Below are 15,100 nucleotides of genomic sequence, written 5' to 3'. Positions count from 1 at the left end.
GCGCCACAGTCACCTGCCGGCGGGTGCGGTGATGCTGATCGGTGCGTTGAAGTCGTAGAACTCGACGGTGGTGAGCGGGTCCTGGTTCTGCACCGTGCCGCTGATCCGGCGTACGAGGTTGTCGGCCACCCAGATGTCGACCTGCACCGGAGCGCTGTAGGAATCGACACCCTCGAGCTCGAACCAGGCCAGCTCGGTCGCGGGCAGTTCCGTCACCGGGGAGGCGGGATCCGCGGCGCTCGTCCTGGCCGGCAGGGTCAGCCGGTAGTGGGTGGTCTTCACTCCGCGTACGTCCTCGGTGCCGACCACGGCGACGTTGCGGTCCTGCGACGCGGCCCGGGTCAGGTCACCCGCGGCCCGGGCGAACGGGGCGAGCTTCTGGTCATCGGGAATGGTCTCCTTCCTGGTCGTGCCGTCCGCTGAGGTGACATAGCGGTCGCTGCCGATGACGACGGTCGTCTCCGTCACGCCCTCGCCCTTGCTGACGATGCGCGAGTTCGCTCCTCTGACCTCACCCTCGGCGCTGAAGGCAGCACCGCCCTGCGGCGGCTGGCTGAACCGCAATGACGAAACCTGCTCGGTACGCTCGGCGGCGGCCAGCAGCACCGATCCGGCATCGACCGGTCCCGTGCCGGGCGCCGATCGCTGGCCGGGACCACCCGCGAGCGACACGGCGGCGACCACTGCCGCAGCGACGCTCGCGGTGGCGATACCTGCCACCACGGTCCACCTTGTGCGCCGGCGCGGCGGCGCCGGGTCGGCGAGACGATTCAGGGTGCTGGTCTGCGACATGGATCTCTCCAGGATGGCATTGAAGCGCGTTGATCCCGGCGCCGGCGGCGCGCTGCGGACAACGGGATTCAGCCGACGGAGGCGCTCAATTTCTTCTTCGCCGTTCATCAGCGTGTACTCCCTTTTCCGTGGGACCCACCCGGTACATTTCCGCGGCCCTGCCGATCTCGCCGATCGAGTTCCCGCCGCAACCGATCCCGGGCCTTGTACAACCGTGACGACACGGTCGGCGCACTCACCTGCAGGACCGCGGCGATGTCGGCGACCTCCAGGCCGTCCCACGCCTGCATCAGCAGCAGCTCACGGTCACTGCTGGACACGGCTGCCAGGGCGGACCACAACTCCCGGTCCGCGTCGGCGACGGCCTCGTACCCCACTTCCGGAGGATCGACGGACACAATTCTCAAATGCAATTGGCGTCGCCGCTCGGCGCCGCGCCGGAAATTCGCGAGCACGTGGTAGCCCGTCCGGAAGAGCCACATCCGCTCGGCTCCGGCGGGAAGATCGTCCCGGCGCCGCCACGCCACGGCAAAGGTGTCAGCGGTGACGTCATCCGCATCCTCATCGGTGGCGACCCGCCGGCGTACGAACGCCCACACGTCCCCGAAATTCGCGGCGAAAAACGCCCGAAAAGCTTCCTCATCCATGCGACCTCCGGACGACGACACCATCTCTACCGACATGTCCGGGACCGGCCCCATCTCGCCGGAAGGAAGGTACCCGGAGGTAGCGGACGTTTCGCGCAAGTTTGTGGCGTGTCGCCGACAGTTGGTGGATCTGGATCTCTTTACGGCATAAGCATCGACCAGCATCCATCTCATTCATTCGGGGGAGTGAATTCATGTCGATGTCTTTCGCCGGGCGGACATCTGTCCGGCTGGCCGCGGTGGTCGCCGCGATGACCGCAGCACAATTCCTGGTGGCGCCGCCTGCCGGTGCCGAACCGCCGCCCGTGACACCGCGGGTCGTCAAGCAGACTCCCGAGGCCCCGCCCGGGCCCGGACCCGTCGATCGCTCGCTGCCCGCCTCGTCGCGGGCCGAGCACGGGCTGCCCGCCGGGCAGCGCCCACCCGTCGTACCGCCCGGCGCCAGGACCGCCGGGAAGCCGCGGCAACTCACCAAGGCCCAGGTGCAGCAGCTCCGGAGTCCGAAGGTCGCCGCCGAGCCGGCCGCGGCCCAGAACCTGTTGCTGCGCCCCGGTTTCGCGATGGCCGACACGTCCGTCGTGCTCTACTTCGACGTCGCCGCGCCCGGCACCGGGGACTGGCAGACGTGGAAGGCCACTGTCTACGACCCGGAGACCGGTGCCGCGCAGGAGTCGGTGCCGATCGCCGCGGGCGACCTCACCCGGTGCGGCACCCCGCGGACGTTCTGCCGGACCTTCGGCACCCTCGACGGCTGGGTGCTGACCGGTGACCACGACTACTTCGCCACCATCAGCGTGACCCTCGAGGACGGCACCGAGCTGGTGTCGGCCGCGTCGACCACGGGTAAGGCGCGCACCACGGCCGAACCGCCGGCGCTGCCGGCTGCACAGGCCGCCGGGTGCGCCTGCGGGAACGTGTTCGCGCCGACCACGGTCGGGCAGGCCGTTCGCGGCGGGGGCGTCAACACCGGCACCGGCGCGTTCACGTTCAGCTCCACGGACCTGCGGATGGCCGGGTTCGCGGTGCCGTTCCAGGCGACGCGGCGCTACGCCTCGACCAATACGAGCGCCGGGTCGCTCGGGCTCGGCTGGGCCTGGTCGTACGACGTCCGCGTGATCCCACCGGCCGGTGACCAGAGCGCGGTGACCGTACGCGCCGACGACGGAGCCCAGGTCACCTATCAGCGCAACGACGACGGCTCGTTCCGCCGCCCACCCGGCGTGCGCACCAACCTCAGCGCCGACGGCACCGGCTGGAAGCTGGTGACCCCGGACCAGGCGACGTACGCGTTCGACGCGTCGGGCCGGCTCACCTCCGTCCGCAACTCCCGCGGTCTCGGCGCGAGCCTGGCCTACACCGCGACCGCCTGGAAGATCACCGACGCGTCCGGCCGGGTCGTGACCGCGGACCTCGGCACCGACGGGCTGATCCGCAAGATCACCCTGCCGGACGGCCGCTCGGTGAAGTACGCCTACACCGACGGGCTGCTCACCGCGGCTACCGACGCCGAGGGTGCCACCTGGAAGTACGCCTACACCGGCCGGCTGCTGACCAAGGTGACCGACCCCGACGACCGGGTCCAGGTGACCACCACCTACACCGGCGCCCGGGTCACCGCCCAGACCGACGCGCTCGGCAAGGTCACCACGTTCGCGTGGGACGCCACGAAACAGGAGGCCCGCACCACCGACGCCGACGGCGTCAACTTCTTCGACGGCTACCGCGGCAACGTGCTCGTCTACAGCCAGAACGGCAACGGCGACACCACCAACCAGCGCTACAACGCCCAGGTCGACCCGACGCTGCTGGTCGACGCGAAGGGCAACCAGCTCGCCGCCGGGTTCGACACCGCCGGGAACATGACCACGATGACCGCGCCGGAACCGTTCAACTACACGGTCAGCAACACCTTCGACCCGCACAACAACCTGACCACGCACACCGACGGGCTCGGCAACACCTCGACGTTCGGCTACAACGCGTTCGACGAGATCACCCGGATCACCAGCTTCGGCGGCGACACGACCGTGGTCACCGTCGACGACCGCGGCCTGGTCACCGAGATCGCCGACCCGCGCGGCAAGAAGTCCACGATGACCTACGACGCGTTCGGCAACCTCACGGCGCACACCACCCCGCTGGGTGCCAGGACCGCCTACACCTACGACACAGCGGGCCGCCCGGTCCGCGAAACCGACCCGCGCGGCACGGCAACCGGCGCGAACCCGGACGCCTACACCACCCGCTACGTCTACGACGCGCTCGACCGGCTCCGCAAGTCGTTCGACCCGGGCAAGGAAGACCCCTGGATCACCGACTACGACGACCTCGGCCAGCTGACCCGCTCGGCGGACCCGGAGGGCAACGCGACCACGTACGCGTACCTGAAGGTCATCGGCCGCACCGCGTCGGTGACCGACGCGACCGGCAATCGCACCGACTACGCCTACACCGCGGCCGGCCGCAGGTCAGCCGTCACCGACCCCGCAGGCGGCAGGACCACCTTCGGGTACGACACCCGCGGCAACCTGTCGACCGTGGTGTCCCCGCGCGGCAACGTCAAGGGCGCGAACCCCGCTCCGTTCACGAGCACCTACACCTACGACTTCAACAGCAACCTCGTCCGCGCCCAGCGCCCCTACCCGGGCGGCGGTTTCGCGACCGTGGACACCGGCTTCGACGAGCTGAACCGGGCCGTCACCGGCACCGACGCGTTCGGCAAGGTCACCCGGACCCGCTACGACAACAACCACCAGGTGGTCTCCAGCATCGACCCGCTCGGCGACGAGACCACGGTCGACTACGACGCGGACGGCCGGCCCAGCGCCGTCACCGCCCCGGCCGGCGGCACCCTGCGCACGGAGTACGACGATGCCGGCAACCCCGTCGCCCGGATCTCCGCGACCGGCGGGAAGACCACCTGGACCTACGACGACGACAACCGCGTCGCCACCGCCGTCGAGGCCCGGGGCAACGTCGCCGGCGCCGACCCCGCCGACTTCACCACCAGGTACACGTACGACGCCGTCGGCAACATCACCGCGGTCACCGACGCGCTCGGCGCGCGCATGAGCTTCGGCTACGACGCACTCAACCAGGTCGTCCGCAACACCGACCGGCTCGGCAACGCCACCACCTACGGCTACGACGACGCGAACCGGGCCACCAGGGTCGTCGCGCCCGGCGCCGCCAAACCGACCACGAAGTACGAGTACGACAAGGCCGGCCACGTCGTCAAGCGCACCGACCCGAACGGGCACAGCGGCGAGTACACGTACGACGTACTCGGAAGGGTGTCCACGGTCAAGGACGCCCTCGACCGCAAGAGCACGTACGCGTACGACATCGAGAGCAACATGGTCCGCTACACGGCACCCGGCGAGGGCGACGACTCCGCGCGCAGCGTGGTCAACACGTTCGACACCCTCAACCGGCACGTCGGGCAGGACCAGGGCGCCGGCTCGCTGATCTACCACTACGGCTACGACGCCGAGAACCGCATGACGAGCATGGCCGACCCGTCCGGGCTGCGCACGATGGCCTACGACGCGAACGGCATGCTGACCCGGGTGAGCCGCGACGACGGCAGCTTCACGTACGGCTACGACGGCGACGGCAACGTCACCTCGCGTACCTGGCCGGACGGCACCACGATCACGGACACGCTCGACGCCGCCGGGCGTACCACTCAGACCAAGGCAACCGGCGGATCGGCCGGCACCACCGGCACCACCTGGTCCTTCGGCTACGACCCGGCGGGCCGGCTGACCCGCACCACCATGCCCGGCGCGGAGACCACCCGCGGCTACGACCGGGGCGGGCGGCTCACCGACCTCAGCACCACCAGCGGCGACGACGTCCTGGCCCGCTACCGGATGGTGCGCGACGCGGCCGGGAACCCCACCACCGTCACCACCACCCGCGGCGCCACGTCGCAGGCCGTCGGCTACAGCTACGACCCGTCGAACCGGGTCACCGCCGCCTGCTACGGCGTCGAGACCTGCGCCGGCACGCCCGCGAACGCCGTCACCTACAAGTACGACGCCGTCGGCAACCGGCTGTCGCAACGCCTGACCGGGACCGCCGGCTCCGGCACCACCACATACGACTACGACAAGGGCGACCAGCTCGTCGAGGCCACCACCAGCGGCGTCGCCGGGGCTGCCAGCGGCGGCGACGCGCGCACCGTCAAGTACGACTACGACGAGCAGGGCAACCTGATCAAGGCCGGTGACAACCGGTTCACGTACAACCTGGACCACACCATGGCGTCGGCGACGGTCGGCGGGCGGAAGGCCGACTTCAGCTACGACGGCCAGGGGCTGCAGCTCAGTGCGGTCTCCGGCACCGGCACCGACGTGCAGAGCCGCACGTGGCGCTACGACATCAACAACACCGTGCCACAGCTCGCGCTGGACACCCTCAGCAAGGGCACCGACAGCACCACCCGCGGTTTCGTCGCCGGTCCGGGGGAGACCCCGCTCGGCCTGCTGAAAGAGGGCGAGACCGACTCGTACGCCCTGGACTGGCTGGGCGGCGTCGCCGACGTCGTCTCCGGCACCGGGGACACCCTCGCCGCGTACGACTACGACCCGTACGGCAACGCCCGCACCAACGGCACCGCGGCGAGCGTGACCGCACCCGGCTCCGACAACCCGAAGAAGTTCACCGGCGCCTACCAGGACGGGGCCCTGGGCAACCAGTACTCGTTCCCGGCCCGCGCCTACGACCCCGGCACCGGCCGTTTCGGCAGCCCGGACCCGGTCGCCCAGCCGCTGCGCGCGGCGGCGGTCAGCACGTACGGCTATGTGGACGGCCGGACCACGGTCTTCACCGACCCGTCCGGCGCCTACACCAACGCCGATCACGACGCCGCCGAGGCGCTGGCCCTGGAGCAACTCGACGCGCGCTACGGGCGGTGGAACGTCTACGGCGGGGACGTGCCCGGGCGGATGTCGCTGCAGGGCGTCACGGGACTGATCCGCGTACCCACGGTGGCACCGCTGACCGGCGAACCCCTCATGAGCGAACCGGACATCATCGCCCGGTTCGGCGCCACCACCCTGGTGTGGGAGGTCAAGCACGCCGCCGACCAGCTCTCCTCCGGTGCACCGGGACGCCGGCCGATCCGCGAGGCGGAGAACGTCGCCCAGGTCAACCGCTACATCCGGTCGCTCGTCGGGCCCCGGTTCCCGAACGTGCAGAAGGGCCCGGACATCGTGCCGGCCAGCCGTACCGATGCCGACGGGATCTTGACCATCTTCTCCCGACCCAACTGGTTCGGCTGGGCGGCCAAGGGCAAACGCCCGGCCGCCGCGTCCAACGCCGAGGGGATCATCTACTACTGGCGGGTCAAACCGCCGCGGGTGCCGGCCCCTCGCACGACCGGCCAGCCGACCCAGCAACCCACGCAGCAACCGGGCCGGCAACCCACCACCGCCCCGACCACCCGGCCGGGTGACCAGCCCACCCAGCAACCCGTCGACTCCCCGGTCGTCAGCGACGTCGTCGTGGGCGTGCTGGTGGCGGTCGCGGTGGTCGCCGTCGTGGCACTGGCCATCGTCCTGCTCCCCGTGGAAGCGGTCGCCGCCGCCGCGGTGGCGGTCGTCGGCGGCTTGTGGGCCTGGGCCACCGCCTGATAACCCTGGTATCCATCGGTCGCGCGACCCGGAATCGTTCCGGGTCGCGCGACCCCCTTCGCGAGGTGACGATGCGAGACGATCAGCGGCAGGAGATGCCGCAGGCCGAGTTCGACGCGGTGCACTACTTCGTCAACGAGCCCGGCCGGGCCCCCGCGCCCCCCGAGGACCTGGCCGTCTACCTGGCCTCCACGCTCACCCAGCCCGCCCTCGCCGAGCAGCTCGACACCCTTGTCGCCGATCTGCGGGCCCTGGTTCCCGGCTTCGATCCGGTGGCCACCTCCTGGGCGTCGGCCGGCGAGGCTCCCGCGGGCGCCGAGGGCGGACCCGACGACCGCACCCGGGCCGCTCTGCGCGCCGGACAGGTCGAAATGCTCCAGGTATCGCTGGCGGACGACATGGGGCGGCGGCTGATCCTCTCGCTCGTGGCGCTGCCCGGCGACCCCGCCGCGAGCCTCGGCCTCTCGATCGCCGGCGAGGACAACCCCTGGCCTGACGGCCCCGACCCCATGGCCGAGCGGTTGCTCCAGCTCGTGCTCCGCCGCCGGCACGAGTGGTCCCTCACCACCGCGGGCATCACGTACGACCGGAGCGGCCTCGACCGCACAGCCTGGGAACGCTGGTACTCGGCTCCCGACACGCTCATGCTGCCCGCCGCCACCGAACACGTCCGCGGCTACTTCTGGGCGAACCTGCTGACCCCGGGACACCTGGCCGCGTACGGTGGCGAATTCCCGCACCGGGCCGAGAGCGCCGGCATGACGGTCGTTCCCGCCGGCGACGGCGTGCTCGTCCGCGACCCGGGCCCGATCACCGCCTTCACCGACGACCGCCTCGCCGCGATGAAGAAACTGCTCACGCCGGTGCTGCTCGACCGGGCGTACCTGTCCTATCAGGGCTACCCGCTCCGGATCGTGCGCGACCCGGGCACCGCGTTTCGCCAGGTCCCCCCGGGCGACCCCGTCCCGCGCGTCTTCTGATACGGCCTAGTCCCGGCCTAGTCCTCGCGGCCGCACGGGAAACGGGTGACGCCGGCGGCCCATACCCGGGGAACCGGCGGGCTCGCTGTAGCCGCGTGGGTCGTAGGTGCGTTCGTCGACCTCGGCCAGGACGTCGCCGGTGGTGCTCAGCCACACCACGACGTCGTAGCGGGCCAGGTTCGCATCCGGCCGGCGCCCTCAGATCTCGGCCTGGTACTCCTCCACCTTGCCGACCGGCCAGCCGATGAACTCCGCGACCTCTTCGGCGTCCTCGGCGAGGGCCCAGTCCTCGATGGCGTTGGCGAGCCCGTCCGGCAGCTCGGGCGACGACACGTACGTCAGGTCCTCGTCCTCCAGGATGCGGTCGTGGTGGACGAACTTGCCGTCCGGGTCGAGCTCGGCGGCTGCGGCCTCGTACGCCTCGATGCCACCGCCGCCCGCGGCGAGGATCTCGCTGGTACGCCAGTCGATGATGTCCCAGCCGTCGTCACCGATCTGGCCGCCCGTGATGATGCGGTGGCCCTGCGCCTCGAGCTCCTCGATGCGCTGGCGGGTCTGACCGAGGCTGGCGAAGTTGGCCTCGAGCACGTTCTGCACGTGCTCCTTGAGAAGGTTGCTCACGAGCGTGAATCCTATCGTCCGGGCCCGGGCGAACATCGCCGCCGTCGTCCATTCGAAAGAATTGTATTCGACAGGGGTTGTCCGAAAGGCGTGGTATTTCATCGTCGGAAAGTTGACGATGCTTTTCTCGCGGGAATCGTTTACAGTCCGATTGCCTCGTTCGGAAAAGGGAAAACCCCATGCGCAAAGAGCTGGGAGTCACATGCGTATCAAGGCCATGGTCGCCGCCGTTGCCGTCGCTCTGGTGCTGAGTCCCGGGGCCGCCCATGCGAGCACCGGGATCGGGAACGGGGAGATCCGGATCGCCCGGACGGCGCAGGACTACACGTACCGCACCTACAACCGGCACTGGTCGGTCGTCGCGGTGCAGCCCGCTGCCACGGCCGACTGGGACCTGGCGCTGCGTGACAATGCGGGCACCATCGTGGCGACCAGTGTGTACGGCGCGGGGCGGACGGATTTCGTCGCGGTGGATTCCAACGTCGGGCGGCGGCCGTTCGATGTGTACACGGCGGTGGTCACGGCGTACACCCCCGGTCTCTATTGGGTGCAGCAGTTCGCCGGGAGTGACACGGTGACGCTGCCGGCGATCACCCACCACGGGGTCACGGGTGCGGGCGATCCCGATCTGGCGTTCGTCAGCCTCGCCGATCACGATGTCGTGTCGATCGCGGACGTCTACCTGGGTGCGGGGGAGTCGTTCTGGGCGAACACGACCACGGCGGCGGCGTCACTGTTCCTGCTGGACAGCGATCCGGCGAACCCCGCCACGTTCGCGCAGGGGCGGGCCACGGCGACGGCCCGGCAGCACACCCAGGTGCTCGACGGGTGCACGCTCTACACCGCGCAGCGCAGTGGGTGGCACGCGCTGGTGCTGACCGGGGACCGGGCGCCGGAGACCCACAACCCCACGCAGGGTACGGCGTACGCGCTGCACCGGGTCGATCCGGCCACGCCGTCGAGCTGCCCGCAGCGCAACTTCCCCGCCCCGACGCCCTGATCCTCAGGCCCGTTTGAGGAACGCCGTGAGCTGGAGCACCGTGCCGCCCGTGTTGGCCACGCTCACGAGCTCCCAGCCGTGCTCCTTCAGCATGCCGACGGCGGTCATCAGCACCGACAGCATGCTGCCGGACGTGCCGAGGTTCGCGACGACGGCCAGGTAGGGGAAGGGGTACGGCCGGGGGTCGAACTGGCCGCTGAGCACGACCGCGGCGTCGACCTCATGGTTCATGGGAGCGGAGGCTGGCTGCATGACCACCAACGTAGCGAGCGCCGGGGCGGGCTGGACAGGGACCACGCGGCGTGGGCCCTTCGGCTATCGTGGCCCGATATCGACAGACGGCTGGTGAGATCGGCGTACTCCCGCGGGGGGAGTCGGGGGGAACGGGATGTTGAAGACAAAGCGCACCATCGCGCCGGACGATCCTCGGGCTCCCGACGCACGGCACTTCGCCGAGCGGCTCCGCAACGCCGTCGCGAACACTCCGCGTGACCTTCCCGTCGACGGACTCGACCGGATCCCCGGCGCGGACGTGAGCGACACCGTCACCTGTTTCGTGAACGTCCACGGTGATTTCGTCGACCTGAACCTGCAGTCGGACTGGTGGTACACCGTCGGCCCCTCGGGCGTCGCCGCCGCCGTGCTCGACGCGCTCGCGTTCGCCCAGGAGAAGAGCTCGATCGCGATGGCGATTCTCGGGCACTACCACCGCCGGGTCGAGGAGCGCGACGACAACCCGTTCTCGTTCCTGCAGACGGCGGACGTGCCCTACTCCCGCGACCCCGAGTCCGAGATCGCCGAGGCGTACGAAAAGGTAAGGCGCACCGCTTCACTCGTGGACGTCGCCGACCGGATGAGTCGCCGCCGCGAGACCGCGCAGCAACGCGTCATCGCAGGTCCGCGCGGGTTCTTCCGGCTGACCATGGCGGGTTTCGAGCTGCAGCACGCGGACGTCGACGAGAACGCCCTGTCGGCATCCGACGCCGGCCTGCTCGCCGAGGACGCCCGCGCCGCTCTGGTGCAGGCCACCCGCGAGAACGACCCGAGGTACTGGTTCGCCAGAGAGGTGGTGGGCTGATGCCCGACGAATATCCTTACTTCACCCCGGAAGCCATCGAGGTCGCCACCCACGCGGTGCACGACGAGGCCAAGAAATGGTTCGGTTTCTCCGACCGCATGGCCGACGTCAGCAGCGCGATGGGCGGCATGACGCTCTCGGCCACGGCTTTCGCGGTCATCGACATCACCGGCATCATGACCGGCACCGACCAGTCCGGTGCCTACACGACAACGCAGGAATGGCTGACCTCGCTGTTCACGGATGCGACCGGCAAAATGGAGCGGTTCGGCGATGCGCTCAACAAATGCGCCGACGAGTACGACCGCACGGACGGCCTGAGCGCCAAGTCCTTCGACACCATCGCCACGTCGTGATCCGTCCTGGCCTCTGGAGAGGAACCGGCCGTGCCTGACAATCCACCGGCGCCCGCGACGAGCAGCAGTTACACCCCGGTCGCCATCGAGGCGTTCCGCAAGGCCGTGGATCTGGTCCAGGAGATGATCGACAAGATCCGCGACGAGCTCACCAAGCTGATCAACGGCGTCAACTCCTTCATGCAGTCCGCCGTCGACAAGGTGAACGACAGCCTCTTCGGCAATGTCGTCGAGTTCTTCACCGGTGACCTCGAGGCCAACCTCAAGACGATCACGACGACGACCGAGCTCGCCCGGGACAAGATCTCGGAGATCCTCACCAAGGCCTCCGAGGCGGTGGCCGGCGCGGTTCCGGTCGCGTCGCTGTTCTCCCACGGCTTCGACATCAACGACAAGGTCACCCGGCCGCTGTCCGGCATGTTCGGCGACATGACCGGCTCCGGCGAGATCGACTTCTGGCGTGGCCCGGCCAAGGACACGTACGAGAAGCGGGTCCTGGACCAGCAGGACGCGGTCACCAACGCCACCGCGAAGCTCAAGAAGCTCGTGGAATACCTGGGCCAGGCCGGCGCCGGCAACATGGCGTACATGGCGAGCCTCGGCGAACGGCTCGGCGAGATCTACGGCAGCATCGTGACCGCCGTGATCGACCTGGGCGCGACCGCGGCCGGCGCGCTCACCCAGGCGATGGCCCTGCTCGCGCACTTCTCCGAGGTCATCGGCACCGCCGCCACCCAGATCGTCGGGTACGCCACGGCCCTCGGTGCCCGGATCACCGAGGTGCTCGACCAGATCCTGCAGCTGGAGGCCGAGAAGGCCGATCTCATCGGGCTCACCTCGGACGGCATGTGGCCGTCGCCCGTCTCGGACTGATCTCGGACTGACGGAGGTTCATGGTGACCAGTCGCCTGCTGATCGTGCCGGTTTTCGCCGTCGCGCTGACCGTGACCGGGTGCGGTGTCGAAGCCGACCCGGTGGCACTCCCGCCCGGCTCGGAGCAGTCCTCGCCGGCCTCGGGGTCGGACGCGTTCGTCGGCAAGTACACCAAGCTGAACGGCACCTGCCCGACGCTCGACGGTGACACCGCCAAGGATCTGAAGCTGCCGGCGACCGGCACCCCCGCCGACGTCAACGCCGACACCCCGATCTCGCAGCTCGTCACGTGCACGTGGGGCACCGGCGCCGGTTCCGTCACCGTCCTGGTGACCATCGACCGCCACACCGGCACGCCCACCGCCGAGGAGAGAACCGCCGGCCAGTTCGAGAAGGACTGGCAGGCGGCGATCGACGACGGCCGTACGCTGGCCGCCAAACCGGTGAGCGGTATCGGTGACCAGGCCTACCTCGGTGTTCACCGTGACCGGCAGAGCATCGTGCTGTCTACACGGGCCAGCAACGCCGAGGTCCAGCTCTCCTACGGCGTCGCCGACATGGAGCCCGAGTCGTTCGCCGCCAACCGCGACAGCAACGCCGACACCATGGTCGCCCTCGGCCGCGATGTCCTCGACGACCTTTCCTAGACCGAGTTTTGATCCGACTTCACGAGGTACGCCGGTGGTGCCACCCCGCCGTCGCGGCCGGGCTGCTCGCCGGTGTGCTGAGCGTGGTGTGGGGCTTGTGGCTGGCGCGCAACGCGGGTGACCTCACGGCCCAGTACGCCTGGACCGGCTTCGTCCGCGAGCATCCGGGATCGGCGTACAACTTCTCCTGGTACGGCGGGATCCATCCGGCTTCGTACAGCGTCGTCTCGCCGTACCTCATGGCACTGATCGGGGTCCGGACCACCGGTGTCCTGGCCTGCACCGCCGCAGCCGTCCTCGGCGGTCTGCTGCTCAGCCGGTCCGGGATCCGCCGGCCGCTGCTGCCCGCCCTCTGGCTGGCGGCCGCGATCTGGGGAAACCTCGCCACCGGACGCGTCACCTACCTGCTCGGCATGGTGTTCGTCCTGCTGGCAGCCGTTGCCCTGCAACCCGGAACCGGTCGTCCCCGGCCGGTGCTCGCGGCGGTGGCCGGCACGGTGGCCACCCTGTGCAGCCCGGTCGCCGGCCTGTTCGTCGAGGTGCTCGCCGCCGCGCTGTTCCTGACCGGCCGCCGCCGGCACGCCGTGCTGCTCGCTCCCGGCCCGGCGCTGGTGATCGGGCTGACCACCCTGCTGTTCCCGTTCTCCGGCGTGCAACCGTTCCCCCTGGGATCCGCCCTGCTCACCGCCGCCGCCGCGGCAGCCGTCGCCGTGCTGACCCCACGATCCTGGCGCACCGTACGAGCCGGGGCCTGGGTGTACTGCGCCGGTGTCGCACTCTGCTGGGCGATCCCCACCCCCATCGGCAGCAACGTCGAACGGCTCGCCCTGCTCGGCGCGGCCGCCGTCCTGATCAGCGCCGCCGCCGTCCGCGAACGCACCGGCCGATGGCTGATCGCGACGTCCGTGGCCGCCGCCGGGCTCGCCGTCTGGACGGTGGTGCAGCCACTCAACGACTACACCCGGATGGACGCCGTCGCCGACGCCCGCCCGCTGCTCGACGAGCTCCGGCAGCTGGACGCCGGCCGGGGACGCGTCGAGGTCGTGCCGCTGCGTACGCACTGGGAGGCGTTCGGCGTCGCGCCGTACGTCAACCTCGCCCGCGGCTGGAACAGGCAGGCGGACGTCGAACGCAACCCGCTGTTCTACGACGGCACCCTGACCACGGCCACCTACCAGGACTGGCTGCGCACCTGGGGCATCGGCTACGTCGTGCTGCCCACGGCCGCACCGGACGGCGCCGGGATCGACGAGGCCCGGCTCATCACGGCAGGCATGCCAGGGCTGTCACCGGTGTGGCAGAACCCGGACTGGCGCATCTATCGCGTGCAGACCCCCACCCCACTGGCCGACGCCCCCGCAACCGTCACCGGCATCAGCCCGGCATCCGTCACCGTCACCGTTACCCGACCCGGGTCGACGCTGCTACGCGTGGCCTGGTCACCGTGGCTGGCCATCGACGCCGGGACGGCCTGCCTCACCCGCCACGGCGACTGGACCGAGCTGGTCACCACCACGCCCGGCACCTTCACCATCGACGCCCGCTACTCCTTCGACCGCGGCACACCGTGCCCGCCTAGGCTGGGGGCATGAAGGTTCTGTCCATCCAGTCAGCGGTCGCCTACGGCCACGTCGGGAATTCCGCGGCCGTGTTCCCGCTGCAGCGCATCGGTGTCGAGGTCGTCGCGGTCCCGACGGTCAACTTCTCCAACCACACGGGGTACGGAGCCTGGCGCGGCCCGCTCATTCCCCCGCCGGACGTCGCCGAGATTCTCCTCGGCGTCGAAGAGCGCGGCGTGTTCCCGCAGATCGACGCCGTGCTGTCCGGATACCAGGGCGGCGCCGGCATCGGTGACGTCATCATCGACGTCGTGCGCCGGGTGAAGGCCGCGAACCCCGCGGCGCTGTACGCGTGCGACCCGGTCATGGGCAACGCCAAGTCCGGCTGCTTCGTCGCACCCGAGATCCCCGACCTGCTGCGCGACCGGGTCGTGCCGGTCGCCGACATCATCACCCCGAACCAGTTCGAGCTGGGGTTCCTCACCGGCACCGACCCGGCGAGCCTCGAATCGACCCTCGTCTCGGCCGACCTCGCCCGCGCCATGGGCCCCTCGACCGTCCTGGTCACCAGCGTCGAGCGCCCCGACCGGGAGGAGGGCACGATCGAGATGCTCGTCGTGGACCCCGCCGGCGCCTGGCTGGTGAGCACCCCGCACCTGCCGTTCAAGGCGAACGGTTCCGGCGACGTCACAGCCGCGCTGTTCACCGCCCATTACGGGACGACCGGGGACGCGGCTCTGTCGCTGGAGCGTACGGTCTCCAGCGTCTTCGACCTGCTCGACACCACCTACCGCTCCGGCGACCGCGAGCTCCAGCTCGTGCAGGCCCAGGAGTTCTACGCCACCCCGCGCATGCAGTTCAAGGCCGAGCGGGTGCGGTGACCTCAGCGTCCGGCGTAGGTTCGAGGT

13 protein-coding genes are annotated in these 15,100 nt (G+C 70.1%); 9 read left to right on the top strand and 4 right to left on the bottom strand.

The genetic code is table 11. The features are described from left to right. Positions 1-9: 9 nt before the first annotated feature. Together Aco04nite_RS08385 and Aco04nite_RS08380 are read right to left on the bottom strand one after the other, a co-directional pair. Positions 10-720: a LolA-like protein gene (locus tag Aco04nite_RS08385; RefSeq protein WP_212996613.1), complete on the bottom strand. Its 711-nt coding sequence runs from the start codon at positions 718-720 to the stop codon at positions 10-12. Positions 721-899: 179 nt separating this feature from the next. Beyond that, positions 900-1,439: an RNA polymerase sigma factor gene (locus tag Aco04nite_RS08380; RefSeq protein WP_212996612.1), complete on the bottom strand. Its 540-nt coding sequence runs from the start codon at positions 1,437-1,439 to the stop codon at positions 900-902. A 194-nt stretch (positions 1,440-1,633) separates the two neighbouring features. Here Aco04nite_RS08380 and Aco04nite_RS08375 point away from each other — a divergent pair, with 194 nt between their 5' ends. Together Aco04nite_RS08375 and Aco04nite_RS08370 are read left to right on the top strand one after the other, a co-directional pair. Further along, entirely contained in the window at positions 1,634-7,078 is a 5,445-nt protein-coding gene (locus tag Aco04nite_RS08375; protein WP_212996611.1) for a DUF6531 domain-containing protein, read from the top strand. Positions 7,079-7,149: 71 nt separating this feature from the next. Then, on the top strand, positions 7,150-8,058 hold the full coding sequence (locus Aco04nite_RS08370) for a hypothetical protein (RefSeq protein ID WP_212996610.1): 909 nt from the start codon (positions 7,150-7,152) through the stop codon (positions 8,056-8,058). 198 nt (positions 8,059-8,256) lie between these two features. On the opposite strand, the gene Aco04nite_RS08365 is transcribed toward Aco04nite_RS08370, so the two are convergent. Continuing rightward, a complete protein-coding gene (locus Aco04nite_RS08365) occupies positions 8,257-8,679 on the bottom strand; it encodes a hypothetical protein (RefSeq protein WP_212996609.1) in 423 nt (140 codons plus the stop codon). A gap of 202 nt (positions 8,680-8,881) precedes the next feature. Between Aco04nite_RS08365 and Aco04nite_RS08360 the strand changes: the two genes are divergently transcribed. After that, positions 8,882-9,679, top strand: coding sequence for a hypothetical protein (locus Aco04nite_RS08360; RefSeq protein ID WP_212996608.1), 798 nt, complete (start codon positions 8,882-8,884; stop codon positions 9,677-9,679). A 3-nt stretch (positions 9,680-9,682) separates the two neighbouring features. On the opposite strand, the gene Aco04nite_RS08355 is transcribed toward Aco04nite_RS08360, so the two are convergent. Next, a complete protein-coding gene (locus tag Aco04nite_RS08355) occupies positions 9,683-9,931 on the bottom strand; it encodes a hypothetical protein (protein ID WP_203840672.1) in 249 nt (82 codons plus the stop codon). 136 nt (positions 9,932-10,067) lie between these two features. Between Aco04nite_RS08355 and Aco04nite_RS08350 the strand changes: the two genes are divergently transcribed. From Aco04nite_RS08350 to pdxY, 6 genes are read left to right on the top strand one after another with little or no spacing between them, the layout of a single operon-like run. Further along, positions 10,068-10,757: a hypothetical protein gene (locus tag Aco04nite_RS08350; protein WP_212996607.1), complete on the top strand. Its 690-nt coding sequence runs from the start codon at positions 10,068-10,070 to the stop codon at positions 10,755-10,757. Beyond that, a complete protein-coding gene (locus Aco04nite_RS08345) occupies positions 10,757-11,113 on the top strand; it encodes a hypothetical protein (protein WP_212996606.1) in 357 nt (118 codons plus the stop codon). The genes Aco04nite_RS08350 and Aco04nite_RS08345 overlap by 1 nt, the downstream gene beginning before the upstream one ends. 30 nt (positions 11,114-11,143) lie before the next feature. Further along, positions 11,144-11,986, top strand: coding sequence for a lipocalin/fatty acid-binding family protein (locus Aco04nite_RS08340; RefSeq protein WP_212996605.1), 843 nt, complete (start codon positions 11,144-11,146; stop codon positions 11,984-11,986). A gap of 20 nt (positions 11,987-12,006) precedes the next feature. Then, positions 12,007-12,633, top strand: coding sequence for a hypothetical protein (locus Aco04nite_RS08335; RefSeq protein ID WP_212996604.1), 627 nt, complete (start codon positions 12,007-12,009; stop codon positions 12,631-12,633). A gap of 8 nt (positions 12,634-12,641) precedes the next feature. Beyond that, positions 12,642-14,225 carry a DUF8823 domain-containing protein gene (locus tag Aco04nite_RS08330; RefSeq protein ID WP_212996603.1) on the top strand — a complete coding sequence of 528 codons (1,584 nt, stop codon included), beginning with the start codon at positions 12,642-12,644 and terminating at the stop codon, positions 14,223-14,225. Beyond that, positions 14,222-15,073, top strand: a complete 852-nt coding sequence (pdxY, locus tag Aco04nite_RS08325; protein WP_212996602.1) for a pyridoxal kinase PdxY — start codon at positions 14,222-14,224, stop codon at positions 15,071-15,073. Before Aco04nite_RS08330 ends, pdxY begins: the two co-directional genes overlap by 4 nt. Positions 15,074-15,100 lie beyond the last annotated feature (27 nt).

The organism is Winogradskya consettensis (assembly GCF_018332715.1).
GTDB lineage: Bacteria > Actinomycetota > Actinomycetes > Mycobacteriales > Micromonosporaceae > Actinoplanes > Actinoplanes consettensis.
The sequence above is the reverse complement of the archived record's forward strand: the minus strand, read 5'-3'. Positions and strand labels throughout refer to the sequence as shown.

What these genes read in the sequence shown, in the direction of transcription:
- Aco04nite_RS08335 (WP_212996604.1), top strand. Translation starts at nt 12,007, where the DNA reads ATGGTGACCAGTCGCCTGCTGATCGTGCCGGTTTTCGCCGTCGCGCTG.
- Aco04nite_RS08350 (WP_212996607.1), top strand. Translation starts at nt 10,068, where the DNA reads ATGTTGAAGACAAAGCGCACCATCGCGCCGGACGATCCTCGGGCTCCC.
- pdxY (WP_212996602.1), top strand. Translation starts at nt 14,222, where the DNA reads ATGAAGGTTCTGTCCATCCAGTCAGCGGTCGCCTACGGCCACGTCGGG.
- Aco04nite_RS08380 (WP_212996612.1), bottom strand. Translation starts at nt 1,439, where the DNA reads ATGGATGAGGAAGCTTTTCGGGCGTTTTTCGCCGCGAATTTCGGGGAC.
- Aco04nite_RS08375 (WP_212996611.1), top strand. Translation starts at nt 1,634, where the DNA reads ATGTCGATGTCTTTCGCCGGGCGGACATCTGTCCGGCTGGCCGCGGTG.
- Aco04nite_RS08355 (WP_203840672.1), bottom strand. Translation starts at nt 9,931, where the DNA reads ATGCAGCCAGCCTCCGCTCCCATGAACCATGAGGTCGACGCCGCGGTC.
- Aco04nite_RS08360 (WP_212996608.1), top strand. Translation starts at nt 8,882, where the DNA reads ATGCGTATCAAGGCCATGGTCGCCGCCGTTGCCGTCGCTCTGGTGCTG.
- Aco04nite_RS08345 (WP_212996606.1), top strand. Translation starts at nt 10,757, where the DNA reads ATGCCCGACGAATATCCTTACTTCACCCCGGAAGCCATCGAGGTCGCC.
- Aco04nite_RS08370 (WP_212996610.1), top strand. Translation starts at nt 7,150, where the DNA reads ATGCGAGACGATCAGCGGCAGGAGATGCCGCAGGCCGAGTTCGACGCG.